The sequence below is a fragment of the Mesorhizobium sp. B2-8-1 genome, from assembly GCF_006440955.1.
In the GTDB taxonomy this organism is placed as follows: domain Bacteria; phylum Pseudomonadota; class Alphaproteobacteria; order Rhizobiales; family Rhizobiaceae; genus Mesorhizobium.
Genome location: NZ_VFTX01000001.1, coordinates 797,454 through 821,080, shown reverse-complemented (window position 1 = coordinate 821,080; position 23,627 = coordinate 797,454). Strand labels below are relative to the sequence as shown.

General features: G+C 63.6%; 22 protein-coding genes. 17 read left to right on the top strand and 5 right to left on the bottom strand.

Annotated elements, in window-relative coordinates; translation table 11 throughout:
- Positions 1-154 precede the first annotated feature (154 nt).
- Entirely contained in the window at positions 155-2,083 is a 1,929-nt protein-coding gene (locus FJ428_RS03945; protein ID WP_224519187.1) for an LTA synthase family protein, read from the top strand.
- Positions 2,084-2,128: 45 nt separating this feature from the next.
- On the opposite strand, the gene FJ428_RS03940 is transcribed toward FJ428_RS03945, so the two are convergent.
- Positions 2,129-3,838, bottom strand: a complete 1,710-nt coding sequence (locus FJ428_RS03940; RefSeq protein ID WP_140517845.1) for a pilus assembly protein — start codon at positions 3,836-3,838, stop codon at positions 2,129-2,131.
- 449 nt (positions 3,839-4,287) lie between these two features.
- Between FJ428_RS03940 and rpsF the strand changes: the two genes are divergently transcribed.
- The 13 genes from rpsF to FJ428_RS03875 all read left to right on the top strand — a co-directional run bounded on the left by rpsF (position 4,288) and on the right by FJ428_RS03875 (position 16,123).
- Positions 4,288-4,782, top strand: coding sequence for a 30S ribosomal protein S6 (gene rpsF / locus FJ428_RS03935; RefSeq protein ID WP_140494463.1), 495 nt, complete (start codon positions 4,288-4,290; stop codon positions 4,780-4,782).
- Positions 4,782-5,030 (top strand): 30S ribosomal protein S18, encoded by a 249-nt coding sequence (gene rpsR / locus FJ428_RS03930; RefSeq protein ID WP_006203718.1) that lies wholly within the window; start codon positions 4,782-4,784, stop codon positions 5,028-5,030. Before rpsF ends, rpsR begins: the two co-directional genes overlap by 1 nt.
- A 214-nt stretch (positions 5,031-5,244) precedes the next feature.
- Positions 5,245-5,829: a 50S ribosomal protein L9 gene (gene rplI, locus FJ428_RS03925; protein WP_140494465.1), complete on the top strand. Its 585-nt coding sequence runs from the start codon at positions 5,245-5,247 to the stop codon at positions 5,827-5,829.
- A gap of 216 nt (positions 5,830-6,045) precedes the next feature.
- Positions 6,046-7,338: a cyclopropane-fatty-acyl-phospholipid synthase family protein gene (locus FJ428_RS03920; protein ID WP_140633415.1), complete on the top strand. Its 1,293-nt coding sequence runs from the start codon at positions 6,046-6,048 to the stop codon at positions 7,336-7,338.
- Positions 7,339-7,423: 85 nt separating this feature from the next.
- Positions 7,424-7,747: a YnfA family protein gene (locus FJ428_RS03915; RefSeq protein WP_140633413.1), complete on the top strand. Its 324-nt coding sequence runs from the start codon at positions 7,424-7,426 to the stop codon at positions 7,745-7,747.
- A gap of 3 nt (positions 7,748-7,750) precedes the next feature.
- Entirely contained in the window at positions 7,751-8,722 is a 972-nt protein-coding gene (locus FJ428_RS03910) for a small ribosomal subunit Rsm22 family protein (RefSeq protein WP_140633411.1), read from the top strand.
- A gap of 225 nt (positions 8,723-8,947) precedes the next feature.
- Positions 8,948-10,438, top strand: a complete 1,491-nt coding sequence (locus FJ428_RS03905) for a replicative DNA helicase (protein ID WP_140494474.1) — start codon at positions 8,948-8,950, stop codon at positions 10,436-10,438.
- 87 nt (positions 10,439-10,525) lie between these two features.
- The gene (radA, locus tag FJ428_RS03900) at positions 10,526-11,929 is read left to right on the top strand and encodes a DNA repair protein RadA (protein WP_140494476.1); all 1,404 of its coding nucleotides are present in this window, start codon (positions 10,526-10,528) and stop codon (positions 11,927-11,929) included.
- Positions 11,930-11,972: 43 nt separating this feature from the next.
- A complete protein-coding gene (locus FJ428_RS03895) occupies positions 11,973-12,644 on the top strand; it encodes a CvpA family protein (protein ID WP_140494478.1) in 672 nt (223 codons plus the stop codon).
- Between the two features lie 121 nt (positions 12,645-12,765).
- Entirely contained in the window at positions 12,766-14,235 is a 1,470-nt protein-coding gene (gene purF, locus FJ428_RS03890; RefSeq protein WP_140494480.1) for an amidophosphoribosyltransferase, read from the top strand.
- Between the two features lie 48 nt (positions 14,236-14,283).
- Positions 14,284-15,039 (top strand): SDR family NAD(P)-dependent oxidoreductase, encoded by a 756-nt coding sequence (locus tag FJ428_RS03885; protein ID WP_140633410.1) that lies wholly within the window; start codon positions 14,284-14,286, stop codon positions 15,037-15,039.
- Between the two features lie 82 nt (positions 15,040-15,121).
- Positions 15,122-15,757: a hypothetical protein gene (locus FJ428_RS03880; RefSeq protein ID WP_140555762.1), complete on the top strand. Its 636-nt coding sequence runs from the start codon at positions 15,122-15,124 to the stop codon at positions 15,755-15,757.
- A gap of 147 nt (positions 15,758-15,904) precedes the next feature.
- A complete protein-coding gene (locus tag FJ428_RS03875; protein ID WP_140494486.1) occupies positions 15,905-16,123 on the top strand; it encodes a hypothetical protein in 219 nt (72 codons plus the stop codon).
- 14 nt (positions 16,124-16,137) lie between these two features.
- On the opposite strand, the gene FJ428_RS03870 is transcribed toward FJ428_RS03875, so the two are convergent.
- The gene (locus tag FJ428_RS03870) at positions 16,138-16,644 is read right to left on the bottom strand and encodes an OsmC family protein (RefSeq protein ID WP_140494488.1); all 507 of its coding nucleotides are present in this window, start codon (positions 16,642-16,644) and stop codon (positions 16,138-16,140) included.
- A gap of 515 nt (positions 16,645-17,159) precedes the next feature.
- Here FJ428_RS03870 and FJ428_RS03865 point away from each other — a divergent pair.
- Positions 17,160-18,671 (top strand): peptidase S10, encoded by a 1,512-nt coding sequence (locus FJ428_RS03865; protein WP_140580925.1) that lies wholly within the window; start codon positions 17,160-17,162, stop codon positions 18,669-18,671.
- A 153-nt stretch (positions 18,672-18,824) separates the two neighbouring features.
- On the opposite strand, the gene FJ428_RS03860 is transcribed toward FJ428_RS03865, so the two are convergent.
- Both FJ428_RS03860 and FJ428_RS03855 read right to left on the bottom strand, forming a co-directional pair.
- A complete protein-coding gene (locus tag FJ428_RS03860) occupies positions 18,825-19,712 on the bottom strand; it encodes a glutathione S-transferase family protein (RefSeq protein ID WP_140520661.1) in 888 nt (295 codons plus the stop codon).
- 26 nt (positions 19,713-19,738) lie between these two features.
- A complete protein-coding gene (locus FJ428_RS03855; RefSeq protein ID WP_140555764.1) occupies positions 19,739-20,320 on the bottom strand; it encodes a VOC family protein in 582 nt (193 codons plus the stop codon).
- Between the two features lie 322 nt (positions 20,321-20,642).
- On the opposite strand from FJ428_RS03855, the gene FJ428_RS03850 reads away from it, so the two are divergent.
- Together FJ428_RS03850 and FJ428_RS03845 are read left to right on the top strand one after the other, a co-directional pair.
- Entirely contained in the window at positions 20,643-21,530 is an 888-nt protein-coding gene (locus tag FJ428_RS03850; protein ID WP_140633399.1) for a DMT family transporter, read from the top strand.
- A gap of 55 nt (positions 21,531-21,585) precedes the next feature.
- Complete coding sequence (locus tag FJ428_RS03845) at positions 21,586-22,488, top strand: DMT family transporter (RefSeq protein ID WP_140878957.1); 903 nt, start codon at positions 21,586-21,588, stop codon at positions 22,486-22,488.
- Positions 22,489-22,657: 169 nt separating this feature from the next.
- On the opposite strand, the gene FJ428_RS03840 is transcribed toward FJ428_RS03845, so the two are convergent.
- On the bottom strand, positions 22,658-23,521 hold the full coding sequence (locus FJ428_RS03840; RefSeq protein ID WP_140878956.1) for a LysR substrate-binding domain-containing protein: 864 nt from the start codon (positions 23,519-23,521) through the stop codon (positions 22,658-22,660).
- Positions 23,522-23,627 lie beyond the last annotated feature (106 nt).

Sequence of the window (23,627 nt, the reverse complement as noted above, 5' to 3'; positions counted from 1 at the left end):
TGCCTGTTCCAAAAGGCTTTTTGGCGATCACTCCTGATGAAAACCGCTCACGAATCGTTTGCTGGCTCTTCTTATTTCCGCCACAGGCGCTAGCTTTGCGTGACAATTCCATGACAATCGAGTGACGGGTCTGTCGCTGGGTGGGGAAGTTAAAGTGGCTAGGATTTCGAAAGGCGCAGGCAAAGCCGCGCCACAGTTTCTGGAAGACGATCCTTCCACCGGCTACCTGCCGGGACGGAAGTGGCCGACCATACGCTATGGGCTGACCAGCCTGCTGATCGCGGCCATCCTGGTGTTCGCCATCGAATTGATCGTGCGCGGCGACTTCGCCGGCACGGTTTCCTTCTTCCTGCAGCCGCTCAAGCCGGGCTGGACCACGATCGTGGTGTTCGCACTGGTTCTGGTCGGCCTCGATGCCGTTTTCGGCCGCAGCTATCAAAGCCTGATGATCGTCGCGCCGCTGACGCTCTCGCTGGCTTTCATCGGTCACCAGAAATCGCATTATCTCGGCGATCCCCTCTACCCGACCGATTTCCTCTACTCCCGCCAGATCGTGGCGCTGCTGCCGCTTCTGGTGCGTGACCGTCCGATGACTGCCCTTGCCATGATTGTCGGCATCGTCGCCGGCCTGTCGCTGCTCATCTATGGCTGGCGGGTCTGGCGTCGAAAAGTGCCCATACTCAGCCGCAAGGGCCGTCTCGCCCGGCTGACGCTGGCCGTGCCGCTGCTCGCCTTCTTCGTCTCGATCATGGACTATGCCACCTTCTCCTGGACCCGGGACCGGCTGCAGATCATCCCGATCATGTGGGACCAGAAGGAAAATTACGCCTCCAACGGCTTTGCGCTCGCCTTCGCGCTGAACGTGCCGATGGCGCATGTCTCGGCGCCGCCAGGCTATTCGGAAAAGGCGATCGCGGCCATCGACAGGCCGCAGGTGACCGCCTCGGTGCCCCAGGAAAAGCCCGACATCATCGTCGTCATGAGCGAATCCTTCTGGGATCCGACCAAGCTGCCCGGGGTCACCATCACGCCCGATCCGATCCCCAACGTGCGGGCGCTGCGTTCGGGCTCCATGTTCTCACCCGAATTCGGCGGCATGACCGCCAATATCGAGTTCGAGGCACTGACCGGCTTCTCCAACGCCTTCCTGCCGGCCGGCAGCATCCCCTACCAGCAATATGTGCGCACGCCGACGCCGTCGCTGGCGACCTTCCTGAAGAGGGAGGGCTACAGGGCGCGCGCCATCCATCCGGGCACCAACTGGTTCTGGAACCGCGGCGCGGTCTATGCCGATTTCGGCTTCGACGACTTCAGATCGGAAGAGACGCTGCCGCCGATGCAAAAGCGCGGGCCGCTGGCATCCGACGCGGCGATGACGGACGAGATCATCAGCGAGGCCGATGCCAGCGATGCCCCGGTGTTCTTCTTTGCCGTCAGCCTGCAGAACCACGGCCCTTACGAGCCGAACCGCTACTATAATCCGACCCACACCGTGCAGGCCCCGATCAGCCAATGGGCGCGTGAATCGCTGCTGAGTTACACCGAGGGCTCGGCCGACGCGGACCGCGGTCTCGAACGCCTGGTCGAATGGGCAAAGAAACGCTCTCGCCCCACCGTCATCGCCTTCTTCGGCGACCATCTGCCGCCGCTTGGGCCGGTCTATGTAGAGACCGGGTTCATGAAGGACAATGTCGCGCCGCGCAAGGAGGCTTCCGCCGAGGCGGCGCTGGAGCATCATCAGACGCCACTGGTCATCTGGTCGAACCGCACAGGCCCTGCCAAGGACATGGGCGCCGTCAGTCCCGCCTTCCTGCCCTATCACATCCTGAAAACGGCCGGCATCACCCACCCCTACTATACCGGCTTCCTGGGCGAGATGCGCGAACGCTACCGCGTGGTCGACCGCAATCTGCTGCTGACGCCGGCGGGAGAAGCCACGCCCGATTGGGCGCGGCAAAAGCAGATCGACCCGGCGATCCGCGACTTCCGGCTGCTGCAATACGACATGATGTTCGGCAAACGCCACGCGGCGCCCGACTTCTTCCCCGAAACGGTGGACAAGGTCGTCGCCCATATGAGCTGAAATTCGCGGCATCCTTCCAGGATGCCGCCCAGCGGGGTCGAGCGTTCAATTCGTCAGTTGCAATTTCGAGAATTTGTTGGCGATCTGCTGGAACACGTTCGGCAATTTGTTTGGATCGTTGACGGCATAGTAGTCGCTGGGATCCGAGGCGCACGCGCTGTAGAGCGTGCGGTTGGCGGCGGTGTCGGATTGCAGCACCATCGTGTAGATTTCGGCGCCCTGCTTCTTCAGCTGCGTGCAGACGCTTTTGGTCCATCCGTCGACATTGCGCGCGGCGGTGGTCTGATTGTCCGATCCAAGCCGACCGGCAGCGCCATAGGTTGAGCCCGCGAGAAAACCATAGGACGTATAGTCTGACTTGGTCGTCTCGTTGCTGGCGCCGTAGACGACATTCTCGCCGTCGGTGAGCAACATGACGATCTTGCTCACCCCAGGCGTCTTCCAAGGCGTACCCTCGGCGTATGGCGCACCCGGCGACAACACCCGCTGGCCCCAGGCCAGGCCCTCGGAAACATTGGTGCCGGACCCCGCCCATGCAAGCATCTTGGCGGCCTCGTTGCGAAGTTTTGTAAAGTCTTCGGTCAAGGGGACGATTGGCGAGGGACAGGACCGGTTTGGCCCCACCGTCAATTGCAAGGCGTTTGGATCGTTTGTGACCGCGGTGGCAATGGCGGTGTTCTGCGGCGCCACATATTTGGCGACTGTTTCAAGATCACCCCGCAAAAGCCCGGCAGCACTTCCAAGCAAGCCGCTCAGGTCTATTCCGAGAATATTCAGTCCGCCATTCCGAGCAAGTTTGGCCTCATCAGGGGCGTCGTCGATAAAGGAATTGTTGTAGTGATAGGCATCGTTTGAATAGCCGCTGGAAGGTCTCGTCCCCTTTCCCGGACTGTCCGGCGCGAAATAAGGCACGAACAGAGTGTCAGGGTAACGTGGATCAGGCGGCGTATCGGCGATATTAAGGACACCAGGCCGCGCCTCGACGCAGCCTTTCCAACCCGTATCCTCCCCCTTGCCGTCCTTCCACCCCGTCAATTTGGCGGCAGAGGCCGGATCTTTCATCAACTGCCTGAACAGCGCCATATGATTGGGACGCTTGTCGTTGATGACGGGGAAATTGATTCCATTGGTGGATGACTTGCCGTCCATGTCGATCCAGGACGGGTCGAACCCGTCGCCGTTGACATTGACAGCCGTGACGAAGGGTACCAGCGCCACGCGGACCTTGCGCGTCGGTGATTGCGCCGCTTCCAGATATTTGAGCAGATTGTCCGTCGCTGTCTTGAGGGCAGCAATTTTGGCGCCGGCCATCGAGCCGGTGTTGTCCAGAACCAGCACGACTTCGAGCTGGTTGTTCGATTCGACCGCCGAGGCATCGACCACGATGTGCCTGCTCTCACCGAGCAGGAAGGCGAAGTTCAAATCGACGTCAGCCGAGGCGACGGCCTTCGTCTTGACGAAGTTGACGCCCCTGTCGACCGTCAACGTGGCCCGCGCATTTGTGAGTTCGCCATGTCCGGCTACGTTGGCCTGGAAATAGCGGTTGAAGGCGTCGGTGCGGGTGATGTCCAGATCGCCGAGATGCGAGGAGGCGAGATTTGCCGCGTCGAGCGCATTCTGCAGGTTGCTCTTGGCCCGCATGATGGTGGAGACATCGGCTGCGAAGGCCACCGCCGACAGGATGGCCGGCAAGCCGATCCCGAGCAAAAGCGCGAAGTTGCCGCTTTTCGAGCGCCAGAATTTCTTGAGAAGCATCCTTACCCCCGGAAATGCCTAGCCCGTTGCTGACAGCGGGATGCCGCTTTTTGCGCCAGACATGATGAATCGGCGGTTGATGCCGGGGCCGCAACCCCATACAACCTGTCATGGTGGTTAAGGCCTGGTTTCCGGGAACCACGGAGTCCTATCGCCGCACATGCCGGTTTTCCGGCCCTGCGACATCCGGGATTGCCGCCTGCTCTTGCCTTCCACGTGGATTGCTATATAGACGCCGCCAATCTGCCGGTCCCAGCTGGGGGCTGAACGGAGGGCCGGAGGTTTTCGAAAACCTTCGCGTGAAGCCAGAAGCGCTTCCGCCTCCCGTGTCTCCGCTCTCGACCGTCTCGTCATGCTCCTTTCTTCCCCGCTCCTGGCGGGTCAGAGAAGTTGCAGAGGCTTTTGCCGCCGGGAACCGGGAGAGAAACGAAGAAAGGCGAAAAGACATAATGGCTCTTTACGAACATGTGTTTCTTGCCCGGCAGGACCTCTCGCAGCAGCAGGTCGATGCGCTTGTCGAACAGTACAAGGGCGTCATCTCCGCCAATGGCGGGTCCGTCGGCCGGGTCGAGAACTGGGGACTGAAGTCCCTCACCTACCGGGTCAACAAGAACCGGAAGGCATACTACACGCTGATGGATCTTGACTGCCCGCCGGCAGCGCTCAACGAAATGGAGCGCCAGATGGGCCTGTCCGAGGACGTGCTGCGTTTCCTGACCATCAAGGTCGATGCGCACGAGGAAGGTCCTTCCGCCATGATGCAGAAGCGCGAAGAGCGCTCGGAACGCGGCGGCTTCGGCGACCGTGACCGCGGCGACCGCGGTCCGCGCTCGTTCGGCGACCGTGATCGCGGCGATCGTCCGCCACGCAGCTTCGGCGGCGACGCCGGTGGCGATCGTGGTCCGCGCCGTCCGCGCGAAGGCTTTGAAGGGGGTGCAGAATAATGGTCGACATCAACCAGATCCCGACCCGGCGCCCGTTCCATCGCCGCCGCAAGACCTGCCCGTTCTCGGGCGCCAACGCGCCCAAGATCGATTACAAGGACGTGCGCCTCCTGCAGCGCTACATTTCCGAGCGCGGCAAGATCGTGCCGTCGCGCATCACCGCCGTCAGCCAGAAGAAGCAGCGCGAGCTCGCCAAGGCGATCAAGCGCGCCCGCTTCCTCGGCCTGCTGCCCTACGTGGTTCGCTAATCCTTGACGCGGGCGGCTCCCCCCCCCGCTTCTCTTCCACGGCGACGGGCGCCGCTGGGTTGCGCATCAAATCCCGAGTTGAGGCCAAAAGCCTCTAACTGCCGCGACAGGCAGGACAGCGACACCGGCGGCAACGCCCTTTTGCTTCCTGACCTGTTCCAAAGAATTTCGCACCGATCCCGTGATTGGCGCCCTAACCAAAAGGAACAAAACCATGGAAGTCATTCTTCTCGAACGCGTTTCCCGCCTCGGCCAAATGGGCGACACCGTCAAGGTCAAGGACGGCTTTGCCCGCAATTTCCTGTTGCCGCAGGGCAAGGCGCTGCGCGCCAACGAAGCCAACAAGAAGAAGTTCGAAGGCCAGCGCGCGCAGCTCGAAGCCCGCAACCTCGAGCGGAAGTCCGAAGCCTCGCAGGTCGCCGAACAGCTCGACGGCAAGAGCTTCATCGCCGTTCGCTCGGCCGGCGAGACCGGCCAGCTCTACGGCTCGGTGTCGACGCGCGATATCGCCGACCTGCTGACGGCAGAGGGCTTTTCGGTCAACCGCAACCAGATCCAGCTCAACCAGCCGATCAAGACCATCGGCGTGACCAATGTGGCGATCGCGCTGCATCCGGAAGTCGAGGTCACGATCACGCTCAACATCGCCCGCACGGCCGACGAAGCCGAGCGGCAGGCCAAGGGCGAGACGCTGACCACCGCCGAGGCCATCTATGGCGAGGACATCAACGACAATGCCCGGCCGGAGAACTTCTTCGACCCGAACGCCGAGTTCGAGGGCGGCGAAGAGAACGCCTGACATCGGCGCGGCGCGCCTGCCGGCGCGCCGCATTCGGCTTCGGCCAATCAGCTCCGATCAGACTGGCAGCTCCGATCAGACTGGCAGTTCAAGCCAGACTGGACCAATGCCCGGGTTCACCACCTGGGCATTTTTGTGCCAAAAGGAACTTTTCGAAACCCTATATATTGATGCAGAGTAGGACAGCCTGTCTGACCGAGAGGGGACATTTGGGTCATGAATATTCTGTTGAAACGCGTTCTCGACCGCCTGGTGCGCACAGGCAATCTCAAGGTGACCGGCCCACAGGGCACGACATTCGTGTTCGGTGACGGCAGCGGCGAGCCGGTGCACCTGCACATCAAGACCAGGCACGCCGAGCGCGCCATTACCTTCGATCCGATGCTGGCCGTGCCGGAAGCCTACATGGATGGCGAACTCGACATCCTCGAGGGCGGCGTTCTTGGCCTGATGCGCATCGCTTTCCAGAACATGGGCAGCGGCGGCATCGACGCGACGTGGTCGAAAGCCATCGAAGGCCTGCGCCACGCTTTCCGCCGCCTGCAGCAGATCAACACCGCGTCGCGTTCGCGCCGCAACGTGCAGCGCCACTATGATCTGTCGGGCGACCTTTACCGGCTCTTCCTCGATGAGGACATGCAGTATTCCTGCGCCTATTTCGAGCAGCCCGACATGACGCTGGACGAGGCGCAGGCAGCCAAGAAGCGCCACATTGCCGCCAAGCTCAGGCTGAAGGCCGGGCAGACGGTGCTCGACATCGGCTCCGGCTGGGGCGGGCTAGGCCTCTACCTCGCCAAGGCCTTCGACGTCGACGTACAGGGCGTGACACTGTCGACCGAGCAGCACGGTGTCGCCACCGACCGGGCGCATGCCCAGGGCCTGGAAAACCACGTTCATTTCGAGCTGAAGGATTACCGCGAACTCAACGAACGCTTCGACCGCATCGTTTCGGTCGGCATGTTCGAACATGTCGGGGTCAACCATTACCGCACCTTCTTCGACAAGAGCGCGACGTTGCTGAAGCCTGATGGCGTCATGCTCCTGCACACGATCGGCCGCTCCGGCGTGCCGTGGGCGACCAGCGCCTTCATCCGCAAGTACATTTTCCCGGGCGGCTACATTCCCGCGCTTTCCGAAGTCATGCCGGCGATCGAGAAGTCAGGCCTCGTCGTCACGGACATCGAAATCCTGCGGCTCCATTATGCCGACACGTTGAAGCATTGGGGCCAGCGCTTCGCCGTCAACCGCGACAAGGCCAAGGCGATCTATGACGAACGCTTCTGCCGCATGTGGGAATTCTATCTGGCAGCCTCGGAAGCCGCCTTCCGCTGGCAGGATCTGGTCATCTTCCAGATCCAGCTTGCCAGGAAGAACGACACCCTGCCGATGGCGCGCGACTATATGGTCAAATGTGAAAAGGCGCTCGAAATGCGCGACATGGGCCATCGCGAAGCGGCTCTGGTCGAAGAGCCCGCCAAGCCCGCCCGGCGCCGCAAGGTAGCGGAGTAGGAACAGACCGCTTTGCCGCATTGGCGCTTGCCATTCCCGGCTCGTGCCCTGAAAAAGGCCTCGTGATCGTCGCGAGGCCTTTTTCATGACCTACCTCCTCTATGCAGCCGCGGCGCTCGCCGAGATCGCTGGCTGTTTTTCGGTGTGGGCGTGGTGGCGGCTGGAGAAATCGCCGCTGTGGCTGCTACCAGGGTTCGTTTCGTTGCTTGTGTTCGCCTGGCTTCTGGCCCTGGTGGACACCGGCGCGGCCGGCCGCGCCTATGCCGCCTATGGCGGCATCTACATCGCGGCGTCACTGGCCTGGCTTTGGCTGGTGGAAAGCGTGCGTCCCGACCGGTGGGACCTTGCGGGGGCGGCGCTCTGCATAGTGGGCGCCTCTGTCATCCTGCTCGCACCACGAGGGGCATGAGCCGTGGAACTGCCCGCCCCGCTTCGACAGGCCGTCGACCGTGCCCTCGAAAACGTGCCGCTGCCGGTGCTCAGGCAGGCGGCGAAAACCCTATCGGACCGTTACCGCGCCGAGATGCGCGACGGCCGCCTGCATATGGCGCAGGATATGGCGGTCAAGGCTTATCTGGCGACGCGGCTGCCGGCGACCTATGCCGCCGTCCGCGCCAGCCTTGACGCGGTGAACGAAGCCCAGCCGGAATTCGCGCCGAAAACCCTGCTCGATGTCGGCGCCGGCCCGGGCACCGTGCTTTGGGCCACGGCGGACCTGTGGCCCGATCTTCAGCATGCCGTTTTGCTGGAGGCCAGTGCTGCGGTGCGCAAGGTCGGCGAGGCGCTTGCCGCCGATGCAATCGCTGCCCGGATCGCCTGGCAGGCCGGCGACGTGACCATCGACCTTGACGGTTTGCAGCCGGCGGACCTGGTCACCTGCGCCTATGTGCTGGACGAGATCGCACCGGCATCCCTGCCCAAAATGGTCGATCGGCTGTGGCAGCTCACGACAGACACGCTGCTGATCGTGGAGCCGGGCACGCCGGCGGGCTGGCAGCGTGTTCTCGCGGTTCGCCGGCAACTGATAGAAGCGGGCGCGCATGTGCTGGCACCTTGCCCGCACGAAGCCCCCTGCCCGCTCATCGCGCCCGACTGGTGCCACTTTTCGCGGCGCGTCGCCCGCTCGCGCCTGCACCGGCTGGCCAAGGACGCCGAAGTGCCATGGGAGGACGAGAAGTTCATCTATGTCGCGGCTTCGAGGCAGCCGGCGCCAGTCCGCGCGGCGCGGGTGATCGCGCCACCGAAAACCGGCTCGGGCAAGGCGGCGCTCAAGCTTTGCCGGCCGGACGGCAGTGCCGGAGAGACGCTTTTCAGCAAGCGTGACGGTGAACTGTTCAAGGCGGCACGGCGGTCGGACTGGGGCGATGTGCTCGATACAGCGTAGGGATTCGGGTGACGATTGTTCTTGCTTTGTTCCAAACCGTCGCGTAGAATCAGCACCTTGTCGAGTCAATCGGAATCAGGGCACGGGAATACTGTCCTGTGGACGGTTTTTTGTTTCTGTGAACAGTGGGCATCAAATCTGCTTGGGTGATAACTGTTGCAGATAAGTCAGCACTCAATTTTCCGATTCTGATATCGAGAGACCGGGATCGAAATCGGGGACATCATGGCAGAGGCAGCGCGGAAATTCGGCGTGGCGGAGCAACCGCTCTATCGCGAGGCGCCGAACAACATCGAGGCGGAACAGGCGCTGCTCGGCGCGATCCTGGTCAACAACGATGCCTTCTATCGCGTCTCCGACTTCCTGAAGGCCAGCCACTTTTACGAACCCCTGCATCGCAAGATCTTCGAGATCGCGGCAGAGCTCATTCGCATGGGCAAGGTGGCAACGCCGATCACGCTGAAGACCTTCCTGCCGGCCGACGAGAAGGTCGGCGACATGACGGTAGCACAATATGTCGTGCGCCTGGCGGTCGAAGCCGTCACGGTCGTCAACGCCGCAGATTACGGTCGCGCCATCTATGACCTTGCGACGCGTCGCGCCCTGATCACCGTCGGCGAGGACATGGTCAACATCGCCTATGACGCGCCGGTCGACATGTCGCCGTCCGAGCAGATCGAGGATGCCGAACGGCGCCTGTTCGAGCTGGCCGAAACCGGACGCTATGACGGCGGCTTCGAGAGCTTCACCGACGCGGTCAAGACCGCGGTCGACATGGCCAACGCCGCCTACATGCGCGACGGCCACCTGTCGGGGCTGGCCACCGGCATGCGCGACCTCGACCGCCGCATGGGCGGCCTGCAATCGTCCGATCTGATCGTCCTTGCCGGCCGTCCGGGCATGGGCAAGACGTCGCTCGCCACCAACATCGCTTTCAACGTCGCCGAGGCCTATGTGCCGGCGCAGCAGGCCGACGGGTCGTTCAAGGCGGCGAATGGCGGTGTCGTCGGCTTCTTCTCGCTCGAAATGTCGTCGGAACAGCTCGCGACCCGTATCATCTCCGAACAGACGGAAATCTCCTCCTCGAAGATCCGCCGCGGCGAGATTACCGAAATGGACTTCGAAAAGCTGGTCGCCTGTTCGCAGACCATGCAGAAGATTCCGCTGTTCATCGACCAGACCGGCGGCATCTCGATCGCCCAGCTCTCGGCCCGCGCCCGGCGCCTGAAGCGCCAGCGCGGCCTCGACCTCATCGTCATCGACTATATCCAGCTGATGCAGGGCTCCAGCGCCAGGGCCTCGCAGAACCGCGTGCAGGAAATCACCGAGATCACCACCGGCCTCAAGGCACTGGCCAAGGAGCTCGCGGTGCCGATCATCGCGCTGTCGCAGCTCTCGCGACAGGTTGAAAGCCGCGACGACAAGCGCCCGCAGCTCTCGGACTTGCGCGAATCCGGCTCGATCGAGCAGGACGCCGACGTCGTGATCTTCGTCTACCGCGAGGAATACTACCTCAAGAACCGCGAGCCGAAGCTCGGCACCGACGAGTACATCAAGTGGGAAAACGAGATGAACGAGATGCGCGGCAAGGCCGAGGTGATCGTGGCCAAGCAGCGTCACGGACCGACGGGCACGGTCACGCTAGCCTTCCACGGCGAATTTACCCGCTTCTCGGATCTGGCGGAGGAACATCATATCGCGGAAAGGTTTGAGTAGCTTTTTTGACTCACCGTCACGCTCCGTCAAACCCCCTCTGTCCCGCCCACCTATCCAGCATCGGCGATCCCGAAGCAGGCCTCGCTAATGGCTAAATCCCGCGTCCAGTTCATCTGCCAGAACTGCGGATCGGTGCATCAGCGCTGGGCCGGAAAATGCGACGCCTGCGGCGAATGGAACACGCTGGTCGAGGAAGGTACGTCCGGCGGCATCGGTTCCGGGCCGGCCAATACGCGCAACGCACGCAAGGGCCGCGCGGTGGTGCTGACCACGCTTTCCGGCGATATCGAGGACGCGCCGCGCATCGTGTCGGGCATCGGTGAGCTCGACCGCGCCACGGGCGGCGGCTTCGTGCGCGGCTCGGCGCTGCTGGTCGGCGGCGATCCCGGTATCGGCAAGTCGACGCTGCTCACCCAGGCTGCTGCTGCCCTTGCCTCGAGGGGCCACCGCATCGTCTATGTCTCCGGTGAGGAGGCGGTCGCCCAGATCAGGCTGCGCGCGCAGCGCCTCGGCGTCGCTTCCACACCGGTCGAGCTTGCGGCCGAGACCAATGTCGAGGATATCCTTGCCACGATCGCCGACGGCAAGCGGCCGGACCTGGTGATCCTCGATTCGATCCAGACGCTGTGGACCGACCTCGCCGATTCGGCGCCCGGCACCGTCACCCAGGTGCGTGCGGCCGCCCAGGCGATGATCCGCTATGCGAAATCCACGGGTGCTGCGATCGTGCTCGTCGGCCATGTCACCAAGGAAGGCCAGATCGCCGGCCCGCGCGTCGTCGAGCACATGGTCGACGCCGTGCTCTATTTCGAGGGCGAAGGCGGCCATCACTACCGTATCCTGCGCACCGTCAAGAACCGTTTCGGCCCGACCGACGAGATCGGCGTCTTCGAAATGTCGGACAAGGGCCTGCGCGAGGTTGCCAATCCTTCCGAGCTGTTCCTCGGCGAGCGCCATGCGAAATCGCCGGGAGCGGCGGTTTTCGCCGGCATGGAAGGCACAAGGCCGGTGCTGGTCGAAATCCAGGCGCTGGTCGCGCCCTCCTCGCTCGGCACGCCGCGCCGCGCCGTCGTTGGCTGGGACGGCGCCCGGCTGTCGATGATCCTGGCGGTGCTCGAGGCGCATTGCGGCGTGCGCTTCGGCCAACAGGACGTCTATCTGAACGTAGCCGGCGGCTACCGCATTTCCGAGCCCGCGGCCGACGTGGCGGTGGCGGCCGCACTGGTTTCCTCGCTCACCGGTCTTGCCCTTCCCGCCGATTGCGTCTATTTCGGCGAAATCAGCCTTTCTGGCGCCGTGAGGCCGGTTGCGCATGCGCAGCAGCGTCTCAAGGAGGCCGAAAAGCTGGGTTTCGCAAGCGCGGTTCTGCCCTTGGGCAGCGAGGAACTTGCCGGAGGAATCGGGGCCGGCGCTTTCCAGCCCACCGAGCTCGCCGACCTCGTGGCGCGCATAGCCGGCTCACGGCGCAGCCGCGCCAACGACGAAGAATGACGGGCTCACCTGGTGGTGAGCGACAGGGAGTGGGGCGACAAAGATGCCGATAACGCTGCTTGACGGAATTCTCGTCGGCTTCACCCTGGTCTCGGCGATGCTCGCCATGGTTCGCGGCTTTTCACGCGAGGTCCTGTCCATCGTGTCCTGGGCGGCGGCAGCCGCGGCGGCGTTCTTTTTCTACAAGCCCGTGCTGCCCTACCTGAAACCCTACATCGACAATGAAAAGATCGCCATGGCGGCCTCCGCCGGCGTCGTCTTCATCATCGCTTTGATCGTCGTCAGCGTCATCACCATGAAGCTCGCCGACTGGATCATCGATTCCCGCATCGGCGCGCTCGACCGCACGCTCGGCTTCCTCTATGGCGCCGCCCGCGGCATTCTGGTGGTTGCCGTGGCCCTGCTGTTCTTCAATTGGCTGGCCGGCGCCAAGGCACCGGCCTGGGTCACGGAGGCCAAGTCGCGGCCGCTGCTGGAACAGATCGGCGCCAAGCTTGAAAGCCTGCTGCCCGAGGATCCGGAAAACGCCATCCTCAAGAAGCTCAATCCGAATCAGCCGGCCGCCGAAACGCCCGCCGCACCGGACGCACCGGCCACGGATGCCCCGGCGGGAGGGGACGATGCCAATGCGCCGGCTCCTGACGACAGCGATGCCGGAACGCCTCCCGCGGACAACGCACCGGCCAATCCGGCCCCGGCGGCGCCGGCGAATTGATGAGTGATCGGGCGCCGCAGAACAGGCGCCCGAGACTGGCGGTGATCGTGAACCATCGCCGGGCGCGTTGCTTTTACGACGCTGTCGCCTTATATGGCGATTTTAGCGGAGCTTGAGCCCCATGGCAGACGCAGACCACGTGCTTTCCGCGGAAGCTGACGATCACTTCCACGACGAATGCGGCGTGTTCGGCATTTTCGGCCGGCAGGACGCGGCGGCCATCGTCACGCTCGGCCTGCACGCGCTGCAGCATCGCGGCCAGGAAGCGGCCGGCATCGTCTCCTACGACGGCACCCAGTTTCATGTCGAACGCCATGTCGGCCTGATCGGCGACACCTTCACCAAGCAACGCGTCATCGACAGCCTGCAAGGCAATCGCGCCATCGGCCACACGCGCTACGCCACGACCGGCGGCGCCGGCATGCGCAACATCCAGCCCTTCTTCGCCGAACTGGCCGATGGCGGTTTTGCCGTGGCCCATAACGGCAATCTGACCAACGCCATGACCGTGCAGCGCGCGCTGCAGAAGCAAGGCGCGATCTTCTCCTCGACCTCCGACACCGAGACGCTTCTGCACCTCGTCGCCACCAGCAAGGAGCGCGATCTCAACTCGCGCTTCATCGATGCGGTGCGCCAGGTCGAGGGCGCCTTTTCGCTGGTGGCGATGACGGCCAAGAAGATGATCGGTTGCCGTGACCCGCTCGGCATCCGCCCGCTGGTACTGGGTGACCTCGACGGTGCCTGGATCCTGGCCTCCGAAACCTGCGCGCTGGACATCATCGGCGCGCGTTTCGTGCGCGATTTGAAGCCCGGCGAGATGGTCGTCGTTACCTCCAAGGGCATCGAGAGCCTGTTCCCGTTCGAGCCGCAGAAGACCCGCTTCTGCATTTTCGAATATGTCTATTTCGCACGCCCGGACTCTTCGGTCGAAGGCCGCAACGTCTACGAGGTGCGCAAGCGCATCGGCGCGGAACTCGCGCAGGAAAATCCCGTCGAGGCCGACATCGTCGTGCCGGTGCCGGATTCCGGCACGCCGGCGGCAATCGGCTTTTCGCAAGCCGCGGGCATCCCCTTCGAGCTCGGCATCATCCGCAACCACTATGTCGGCCGCACCTTCATCCAGCCCGGCGATTCGATCCGCCACATGGGCGTCAAGCTGAAGCACAACGCCAACCGCCGCATGATCGAGGGCAAGCGCGTCGTGCTGGTCGACGATTCCATCGTGCGCGGCACCACCAGCCAGAAGATCGTGCAGATGGTGCGAGACGCCGGCGCCAAGGAAGTGCATATGCGCATCGCCTCGCCGCCGACCAGCGCCTCCTGCTTCTACGGCGTCGATACGCCGGAAAAATCGAAGCTTTTGGCATCACGTATGTCGATCGAGGAGATGGCCGAATTCATCCGCGTCGATTCGCTCGGCTTCCTGTCGATCGACGGACTCTATCGCGCCGTCGGCGAGGCCAACCGCGACAACGAGCAGCCGCAATTCTGCGACGCCTGCTTCACCGGCCAGTATCCGACCCGCCTGCTCGACTTCGAAGGCCACGACAATGTGCGCACGCTGTCGCTGCTGGCGACGAGCGGCGCATAGGATTGCCGCACTGCCAGTTGCCATAGCCATATTTCCGGAATCTATCGCATGACCTTCGACCTTTCCGGCCGCGTTGCGGTCGTCACCGGCGCCTCGCGCGGCATCGGTTACTTCATCGCCAGGGAACTGGCTGCCGCCGGCGCCCACGTCATTGCCGTGGCGCGCACCGTGGGCGGGCTGGAAGAACTCGACGACCAGATCAAGGCCGAGCGCGACAAAACCGGCAAGGGCGAAGCGACGCTGGTGCCGCTCGACCTTGCCGACATGGCCGGCATCGACCGCCTGGGCGGCGCCATCCATGAGCGGTGGGGCAAGCTCGACATTCTCGTCGCCAATGCGGGCGTGCTCGGCGTGATCTCGCCGATCGGCCATGTCGAGGCGAAAACCTTCGAGAAGGTGATGACCATCAACGTCACCTCGACCTGGCGGCTGATCCGCTCGGTCGACCCACTGCTGCGGCTCTCCGACGCCGGCCGGGCCATCATCCTGTCGTCCAACGCTGCTCACTCGGCGCGCGCCTTCTGGGCGCCCTACGCGGCTTCCAAGGCGGCGGTCGAGACGATGATGCGCTCCTGGGCACATGAGACGCAGAGCCTGCCCTTGCGCGTCAATGCCGCCGATCCGGGGGCCACCCGCACCGCGATGCGCGCGCAGGCCGTGCCCGGCGAGGACCCGGAAACGCTGCCGCATCCCTCCGAGATCGCCAAACGCATCGTGCCGCTGGCAAGCCCCGATCTGAAAGAGACAGGATTGATCTTCCAGGCCAAGCACAACCGTTTCGTCGCCTACCGACAGCCGGAATAGCCGCATCTTTTTTATCGGAAGAATTCGGCTCCGGGCGGCGTTCCTCGAATGTACATTCGAAGCTCAAACCCGGAGGACCGACATGCGCAGACTTATTCTCATCGCCGCCACCGCCATTGCCTCAGCCTTGGCCGCCGGCACAGCCTTGTCACAAGATGCCAAGATGAGCTTCTTCGTCACCAGCGTCGGCTCGGGCAAAGGGGCAGACCTCGGCGGCCTGAAGGGCGCCGACGCGCATTGCGCCTCGCTGGCGGAAGCAGCCGGCGTCACCGGCAAGACCTGGGCCGCATATCTGTCGACCAGCACCGAGGATGCGCGCGACCGCATCGGCAAGGGACCGTGGGTGAATGCCAAGGGCGTCAAGATAGCCGACGACGTCGCCTCGCTGCACGGCGATGCCAACGGCATCACCAAGCAGACGGCGCTCACCGAGAAAGGCGAGATGGTCAACGGCCGCGGCGACACGCCGAACCGCCACGATATGCTGACCGGCTCGAAACCCGACGGCACCAGGATCGCCGACCAGACCTGCGGTGACTGGACGATGAGCGGCACGGAAGGGGCAGCCATGATGGGCCATCACGACCGCACCGGGCTCGACGATTCAGCTGCCGCCAAATCCTGGAACTCTTCGCATGCTTCGCGCGGCGGCTGCGGCCAGGAGGCGCTGAAAGGCACCGGCGGCGACGGCTTGTTCTATTGTTTCGCAACGAATTGACCAGACCCCGCCCGCCCGCCACATCACGCGGCTGTGATGTGGCGGCGGAAAGCTGAGTCGCGGTCATGCTTTCGTCATTTCCGCAGAGTTGATAGGATCGCATAGATTCCCACAACAAGCCCGGCTGGGCAGAGCAAGGAAATTCCCATGGCTTCGAGCGTAGCGTTGGTCTGGTACCTGGTAATCGCCGGCCCGCAAGGCGGCATGGTCGTGTTGCCCAGCACGTTCGACAAGCGCGAACAATGCACCGCCGCCATCACCGAATACCAGAAGCAGCCGGCCCCGACCGGCTGGTCGCTGCAATGCGTGCCGAGCGCGTCACCCTTCACCGATGAGGGCGACGCGGAGGAACCGGCAGCGCAGTAAGGCGCGATGCGGCGTCAGCGCCGTGCGCTGACCGTCAGTTCCGGCTTCTGGTTGATGGTCTGGAACACCACGCAGTAGCGTTCGGTCAGCTTCAGCAAGGAATCGATGCGCTCCTGCGGCTCATCGGTGTCGAGACTGAAATTCAGCCTGATGGCGCGAAAACCGACCGGCGCATCCTTGGCAACGCCAAGCGTGCCGCGAAAATCAAGGTCGCCTTCGGCCTCGACCGTGGCGGCGCCGAGCTTGAATTCGAGCGCCGTCGCCACCGCCTTGAGCGTCACGCCGGCGCAGGCCACAAGTGCCTCCAGCAGCATGTCGCCCGAGCAAAGCTCGAGCCCCGAGCCGCCCGTTGCCGGATGCAGACCGGCAATCGCGAGAGCCCTGCCCGTCTCGACCTTGCAGGCGATCGACTGGTCATCGAGACTGCCTCTGGCCCTGAGCGTGATGAGCGCGCGCGAAGCATCATCGCGATAGGTCTCTTTCAGCGGCGCCTGCATGGCCTTCAGTGCGGTGGCGTCCATTTCGCTGCCCTTTCGACGATTGTTTCTGGCGCTGGCATGCGCCAACCGACCGAGATTTGCCCCGATCACACCGGAAAGCAAACATAATCATCGCGTTGGAACACAGGCGCGCAACCACTTTCCCAGATGGACATTGACGGACGAGGTCTCAAAGACCGTCTGAGCCGTGCGAGTGCCGTCGTCCCATTTTCTGGTGACCGACTCGGGTCAACAAGGGCTGGCGATGGGCAGTCGGGTGTGCCAACGGTTTCTCCTGATAGGAATTTTTTCTTGACAGGGTGAAGGCCGCTATGGTACATTTCTGGTTATGGTGCTGAGTTGCGCCACGGACCCGCCGTACAGGCGGTTTTTTCATTCAATGCTCTCTCAATAGCGCGCCGAGAAGGCTTGCACGGAACCGTTGACCCGGATTCGTTGCCTGATGGCAGGCGATCCGTCTTCAGCCGGACGAGCCTTTCCTTTGACTTCGATCGCATCGGCCATAGCTATGCGACAAGCGTTCTCGCGGAGGCGTCATGCCGTTCAAGTTGAAACTGATCTCTCTCATCCTGCTGGTGCTTGCTGCCTTCGCACAGCCTGTCCTGGCTGAAACGCCGGAGAGGCCGGCACCGACCGGCGGTGTGCTGTCGCTGCTGCCGCCGCCGCAGGTCACCAGCCATTCGATCACGGTTGCCGGACGCAAGCTGGAGTATCAGGCCGAGGCCGGCACGCTGTCGCTGCTTTCAGGCAAGGCCGACGTCACGGCGGAGATCTTTTATGTCGCCTATACGCTGCGGCCACCGGCCGACGCGGCAAAAACGGCACCACGCCCCATTACCTTCGTCTTCAATGGCGGCCCCGGGGCGGCTTCCGCCTATCTGCATCTCGGTGCGCTCGGTCCGCGCATCATCACGACCGGAGCCGATGGCGAATTCCTGCCGCCGCCGCAAAAGATCATCGACAATCCGGACAGCTGGCTCGACATGACCGACCTCGTCTTTGTCGATCCGGTCGGCACCGGCTACAGCCGCGAGGCTCCCGGGCAGAACACCCACGACTTCTGGGGCGTCAACCAGGACGCCAGCTCGATCGGCGCCTTCATCCGGCTCTATCTGGCCCAGAACGGCCGCAGCAGCTCGCCGCTTTTCCTGGCCGGGGAAAGCTATGGCGGGTTTCGCGCGGCGCTGCTCGCCAGGACTTTGCAGGAAGATGTCGGCCTTAGCCCGAGCGGCATCGTGCTGATCTCGCCGGCGCTGGAATTCATGCTGGTGCAACCCGACGAATTCGAGCCGCTGCACTGGGCTCTCGAACTCCCCTCGCTGGCGTCGGTGCGGCTCAGTGCCGACGGCGTTACCGGCGAGGCGCTGCGGGCGCAGTTGGCCGCGGTCGAGCGCTATGCGCTTGGCGACTACCTCACGGCGCTTGCCAGCGGGCTGGAGCAAGGCGGGCGGCTGGCGAGCCAGCGGGTGGCCGAGATCACCGGCCTGCCCCTCGACCTCGTGCAGCGGAATTTCGCGCGTATACCGACCAGCCTTTTCGCGAGGGAGTTTGCCCGCTCGAAAAGCAAGGTGCTCAGCCCCTATGACGCCATGATCGGCACGGCCGACATCGCTCCTGAAAGCGCTCGCACCGCCGGACCCGATCCTGTGCTCGACCGCAGCGTTCCAGCATTGACCTCGGCTTTTGTCGGCTATGCCCGCGACGAATTGAACTACCACACCGATGTCAGCTACCGGCTGCTCAATGGCGAGATCAGCCGCAATTGGGACTACGGCACATCGCGGCAGGGCTATGCCGGCGTGATGAACGATCTGCAGCGGGCGCGCTCGCTCAATCCCGCGCTCGGCGTCGTCATCGTCAACGGCTACACCGACCTCGTCACGCCCTATCTGGCATCTCGCTATCTGGTGAACCAGGTACCGACGCTCGCCGGTGCAAAGCCCATCCGCGTCGATGTGCTGGACGGAGGACACATGATGTATTTCAGGCCGGACGGAAGGCGGGCGCTCAAGGCAGCGGCGGCGGAGCTTTACCAAGCGACGCAGTAAGCGTCGCTTGGAAACACCGGAGTGGCGGGCAGTCCGCGATACGCTGGCGGGACAGTTCGCTCCTCTGTCCTCCAGGCAAAGGAGCCGCGAAGGACATCGCAGTTCATCTTGGCCGCCGGCTGCCTTCAACCGGCCTGCGGCGCCGAAGCGATCTCACACCCGTGGCTGTGACTTCACATGGGCAATGTAGCCGCGCACGTCGCTGGCCGGGTCTGCATAGGCCTTGCCGAGCTTCTTCTCCATCGCGGCCATGTAGTCGCTGGCCCATTCGGGCAGGGCATAGTCGATGACGGCGAGAAATTCGAGTGTCGCCGCCAGGCGGATATCGGCGATAGACGGGTTCTTGCCTCCAATGAAGGGCTTGCCGTCCCTGAAGAAGGAGTGGAACACCTCCAGCGGTTCGGAGATGGCGGCGATCGCCGCCTTCTGGGCCTCGGCCTTCCTGTCGGGATGAGCGTCGCTGTGGCCGACCTCTCCGGCATATTGCGGGAAACCGAGCGCCGGATAGGTGGCGCGCGCCACATAGGGATAGAGCGTGCCGATCAGGTAGAACATGGCGCTGTCGATCATCGCCCGCTTGGCAGGCGCCTTGGGGTAGAATTTCTCCAGCCCGTGCTTGTTGGCGAGATACTGCATGATGGCGCAGCTTTCCCAAAGCACCCCTCGCGGCAGGCCCTTGTCCTCGATCATCGGAGTCAGATGGGCCGGGTTGCGCGCCATGAATTCGGGCGAACGCGTGCTGCCCCAGGCGTCGGCCTCGGCATGGTCCAGCCCGGCGGCGCGGGCAAACACCCGAACCGTCATGTTGTTGACGCTCGGCTTCAGCATGCTGATCATCAGGGCGGGTTTCTTCGCCGACTTCCCCTTGGTCCTGGACGCGGCTTTGCCGGCAGTTGCTGCTTTTGACGTCGCCTTGGCCGAAGGCTTTGCCGATATTTTTGGCGCCGGCTTGGCTGAAGCTTTTGCTGCTGGCTTTGCCATAGCCTTTGGTGTCGCCTTGGCCGCCGGCTTCCTCGCACCCTTCGTCGCTGTCTTTGCCATCTGTTCCTCCCTTTGTTTATTCAAAATCAATATGGATTGCGCGGCGCCCTGTCGGCCGACAATGTCGCGCGCAAGCGCTCGACCAGCGCCTGGATGGCGTCGGCCAGATGCGCCTCGGCGATGTTGTAGTCGCCACGCGCGACGCGGAGCTTGTGCGCTTCCATCAGCACGTCGGCATGGCTAAAGCCGGCCGGCGGCTCGAAACGGTAGGAAGCAAGTTCGATCAGCAGGCCAAGCGGATCCTCGAAATAGATCGAATCCATGAAACCGCGGTCCTTGACGCCACTGTGCTTGATGGCGCGCTCGTCAAGCCGGGCGACCGCCTGCAGGAAGGTCACGCGCGACACGGCAAAGGCGATGTGGTGGACGCAGCCCGTGTCGGTCGGCGTGCGGCGCTTTGCCGGCGTGCGGGTCTCGTCGGTAAAGATGGTGATCAGCCGCCCGTCGCCCGGATCGAAATAGAGATGGCTTTCGGCTGCCTTGTCGAGGTTGGGTTGCTCGAAAATGAATGGCATGCCCAGCACGCCTTCCCAGAAATCGATCGACGTCTGGCGACCGGCGCCGACCAGCGTGATGTGATGGACGCCTTGCGATTGCAGTTTCTGCATTGCGTTCTCCCCCTGATGTCGGCGTTTCGATATCCGTAAGTGCCGGCTGTCAGCCCGCCGCCATGATGCGAATGGCGTCTCTTATGCGAGCGCTGGCTTCCTGATCCGCGCCGTTCCCTTGGCTCGCCGAACCTTACGCGCCGGCTTTGTGAGACGATGCTAAACCAATCAGTCGCGCCGCGCCAGAAGCCGCATCCGGGATCGGCCCTGCCCCAACGCAAGCACGGCGCTGGAGCAGCGCCATGCAAGGTTTCGCCCCTATAGCTGGCGGGAGCGGAGCCGACAGGGGCCGGAGCCGTTTTCACACAAGGCCGCTTGTCGCATGGCCGATGTCGCCATTCTCGAAACACGCGAAAGGGTTCTCGCCGGTATCCTCCTGACCGGCGCCGCCTATTTGCTTTTTTCGACGCAGGACGCTTCGATCAAGCTGCTGGTAGCCGGCATGAGCGTCTGGCAGATCCTGTTCTTCCGCAGCATCACCATACTGACCGCCTGCGCGGCGATCGGCGGACGGCATCTCTATGCGGAGACGGCGCGGTCGCCGATCGTGTGGCCGATGCTGTTGCGCAGCGTCTTCACCCTGGCGGCGTGGCTTTGTTATTACAATGCCGCGCGCAGCCTGCAGCTCGCCGAACTGACCACCGTCTATTACGCGGCCCCGATCATCGTCACCGTGCTTTCGGTGGTGATGCTTGGCGAAAAAGTGCCAATGCTGCGCTGGCTGGCGGTGGCAATCGGCTTCGCCGGCGTCTTTGTCGCCTGTGACCCTGCCCATCTCGGGCTGTCCGTGCCGGTGCTGCTGGTGCTGGCCGCCGCTTTCCTGTGGGGCATCGCCATCGTGCTGTTGCGCAAGACAGCACTTGCCGAGCGCTCGATGATCCAGCTCATGCTCAACAATTTCTATTTCCTGATATTCTCGGCGGTGCCCGCGCTGCTCTGGTGGAAGATGCCCGGCTGGAGCGAACTGCTTCTGCTTGCCAGCGTCGGCGCGCTCGGCGGCTTGGCGCAGTATCTTCTCTTCGAAGGCATGAAACGGACGCCGGCCTCGATCATCGCGCCGCTGGAATACACTTCGCTGTTGTGGGCCTTCGCGCTCGGCTTCGCCATCTGGGGCGACGTGCCGCGTCGCGAAGTGTTTTTCGGCGCTGCTCTCATCATCACCGCAGGGCTCCTGATCGTCGGCGGCGAGCATTTCCGCAAACGGCTGTGACGGGCCAGACTGCTGACACTACGATGTCAGGACAGAACCACGTAAATTGGCTTTCATGACCGATGTAGCAGCCGCCACCGACACCGCAGAACGGACACTTGGCATCATCCTGGTGTCGTCGTCGGCGGCGGTGTTCGGATTGACCGGCGTGCTGACCAAATCGATCCATGCCGATCCGCTGACCATCACCTGCTGGCGCGGTTTCGTCGGCTCGATCCTGATCAGCCTCTATGTGCGGTGGCGCCGCCACCGCTCCGGCAACCGCGAAACGCTGCGGCTCGGCTGGCGCGGCTGGCTGCTGGCGGTGGAAGGCGCGCTGGCCAGCATCGCCTTCATCTGCGCCTTCAAATTCACCTTCGTCGCCAATGTCACGGTCATCTACGCGACGTCGCCTTTCATTGCCGCGCTGCTCGCCTTCCTGCTGGTGCGCGAGCCCTTCCGCCTTCAGACGATGTTAGCCGCCGCCGTCTCGCTTTGCGGCGTTGCGGTCATGGTCTGGTCGAGCTTCGGCACAGGCAATCTGTTCGGAGACGGGCTGGCGCTGCTGATGACGATCGGCAGCGCGCTCTACATGATCATGGTGCGCGCCTTCCGCGACACGCCGGCGGTCTGGGCAGGCGCGGTCTCGGCCCTGCTGTTGTTCATACTCGGCTGGTTCGTCACCGACCCGCTTGCCGTCTCGGCAAGGGATGCCGTGCTGCTCGTTGCCTTCGGCTCGAGCTTTGCGCTCTCCTCCGTCCTGTGGACGGAAGGCGCGCGGCTCATCCCGGCGGCTGAAATCGGCCTGCTCGGCTCTGCCGAAGTGCCGTTCGCGATCCTGTTTGCGTTCCTTTTCCTGGCCGAGATACCGCCCATGGCCAGCATGATCGGCGGCGCGATCGTGCTTTGCGCGGTCTTTGCCCATGCCGGCCGCGACTGGCTGTCGGCAAAGCAGCAACAAGCGCCAGGGCCGTTGTGAAAGCCGAGCCCAAAAAAATTTGCGCAGTCACGGAACCATCATCCCGTTCAGGCATTGTTGAGCCGACGGACCACCCCCCGAGTCCCCCCAAACCCCTCGGTCCGTCCTACTCCAAGCCGACCGCAAGGTCGGCTTTTTCTTTGGCCCCGCGCGGGACGACAGGCGACTGTCAGCCAAAAAGTCCTGGCACAGCCAGGCCGGTGCCGAGCAGTGCGGCCAGATCCCGCGCCGGGTTCTCGGCATCGGCGCGCAGCCGGATGGCGAATTCGGCAACGGGCACGGGCGGCAGGTCGAACGTGCGCGGTGCTTCGACGATGCCGGAATGGGCAAAGCGCGCGGTGCGCAGCGTCAGCGCGATGCCGGCCTTGACCGCCGTGCGCAGCCCGGCCAAGCTCGCGCTGCCGGCCGCGATGCGATAGCGCCGGCCGGCCGCATCGAGCGCCGAGATAGCCGCTTCGCGGAAGCCGCAATGCGGATCGAGCAGTGCAAGCGGCAACTCGTCCTGTCGCGCTGCCAGTCCTTTTTGCGAACAGAGCCACATCATCGGCTCGCGCAGCATGCCGATTTCGTCCGGCGTCGCAGCTTGCCGCATAACGATCGCCAGATCCAGGCTACCGCCCTGAAGGGCTTGCGCCAGTTCGGCGGAGCGGCCGACGCGCAGCTCGATCCTGACGCGCGGATGGCTTTCGGCGAAGGCACGCAGCAAATCGGGCAAGCCGCTGTCGGCGAAATCCTGCGTCGTACCGATCGCGATGCGTCCGTCGGCCCTTGCGCCCTTCAGGCCGAGCCAGGCTTCACGATGCGCTGCAAGGATACGCCGGGCATGGCCGACAAGCTCCTCACCGGTCGGCGTCAGGCTGCGGCCCCTGCCCTGCGGCGCCAGGAGCGGTTCGCCGACAGCCTCTTCCAGCCGCTGCATCTGCGCCGTCACAGCCGACGGTGAACGGCCGACGATAGAGGCCGCCTGCGCCAGCGAGCCGCCGTCGGCGAAGGCGAGGAATGTCCTCAAGAGGTCGGGATCGAGCGTTTTCATAATTCGATATTATCGAAGTATTCTCTGAAAACAATTCGATTTTCATGTTTCCTGGTTGGAGACAGGGTTGCATCATCGGCTGACAGAGGCCGCCAGAACCAAGGAG

What these genes read in the sequence shown, in the direction of transcription:
- FJ428_RS03940 (WP_140517845.1), bottom strand. Translation starts at nt 3,838, where the DNA reads ATGCTTCTCAAGAAATTCTGGCGCTCGAAAAGCGGCAACTTCGCGCTT.
- rpsF (WP_140494463.1), top strand. Translation starts at nt 4,288, where the DNA reads ATGGCTCTTTACGAACATGTGTTTCTTGCCCGGCAGGACCTCTCGCAG.
- rpsR (WP_006203718.1), top strand. Translation starts at nt 4,782, where the DNA reads ATGGTCGACATCAACCAGATCCCGACCCGGCGCCCGTTCCATCGCCGC.
- rplI (WP_140494465.1), top strand. Translation starts at nt 5,245, where the DNA reads ATGGAAGTCATTCTTCTCGAACGCGTTTCCCGCCTCGGCCAAATGGGC.
- FJ428_RS03920 (WP_140633415.1), top strand. Translation starts at nt 6,046, where the DNA reads ATGAATATTCTGTTGAAACGCGTTCTCGACCGCCTGGTGCGCACAGGC.
- FJ428_RS03915 (WP_140633413.1), top strand. Translation starts at nt 7,424, where the DNA reads ATGACCTACCTCCTCTATGCAGCCGCGGCGCTCGCCGAGATCGCTGGC.
- FJ428_RS03905 (WP_140494474.1), top strand. Translation starts at nt 8,948, where the DNA reads ATGGCAGAGGCAGCGCGGAAATTCGGCGTGGCGGAGCAACCGCTCTAT.
- radA (WP_140494476.1), top strand. Translation starts at nt 10,526, where the DNA reads ATGGCTAAATCCCGCGTCCAGTTCATCTGCCAGAACTGCGGATCGGTG.
- FJ428_RS03895 (WP_140494478.1), top strand. Translation starts at nt 11,973, where the DNA reads ATGCCGATAACGCTGCTTGACGGAATTCTCGTCGGCTTCACCCTGGTC.
- purF (WP_140494480.1), top strand. Translation starts at nt 12,766, where the DNA reads ATGGCAGACGCAGACCACGTGCTTTCCGCGGAAGCTGACGATCACTTC.
- FJ428_RS03885 (WP_140633410.1), top strand. Translation starts at nt 14,284, where the DNA reads ATGACCTTCGACCTTTCCGGCCGCGTTGCGGTCGTCACCGGCGCCTCG.
- FJ428_RS03880 (WP_140555762.1), top strand. Translation starts at nt 15,122, where the DNA reads ATGCGCAGACTTATTCTCATCGCCGCCACCGCCATTGCCTCAGCCTTG.
- FJ428_RS03875 (WP_140494486.1), top strand. Translation starts at nt 15,905, where the DNA reads ATGGCTTCGAGCGTAGCGTTGGTCTGGTACCTGGTAATCGCCGGCCCG.
- FJ428_RS03870 (WP_140494488.1), bottom strand. Translation starts at nt 16,644, where the DNA reads ATGGACGCCACCGCACTGAAGGCCATGCAGGCGCCGCTGAAAGAGACC.
- FJ428_RS03865 (WP_140580925.1), top strand. Translation starts at nt 17,160, where the DNA reads ATGCCGTTCAAGTTGAAACTGATCTCTCTCATCCTGCTGGTGCTTGCT.
- FJ428_RS03860 (WP_140520661.1), bottom strand. Translation starts at nt 19,712, where the DNA reads ATGGCAAAGACAGCGACGAAGGGTGCGAGGAAGCCGGCGGCCAAGGCG.
- FJ428_RS03855 (WP_140555764.1), bottom strand. Translation starts at nt 20,320, where the DNA reads ATGCAGAAACTGCAATCGCAAGGCGTCCATCACATCACGCTGGTCGGC.
- FJ428_RS03850 (WP_140633399.1), top strand. Translation starts at nt 20,643, where the DNA reads ATGGCCGATGTCGCCATTCTCGAAACACGCGAAAGGGTTCTCGCCGGT.
- FJ428_RS03845 (WP_140878957.1), top strand. Translation starts at nt 21,586, where the DNA reads ATGACCGATGTAGCAGCCGCCACCGACACCGCAGAACGGACACTTGGC.
- FJ428_RS03840 (WP_140878956.1), bottom strand. Translation starts at nt 23,521, where the DNA reads ATGAAAACGCTCGATCCCGACCTCTTGAGGACATTCCTCGCCTTCGCC.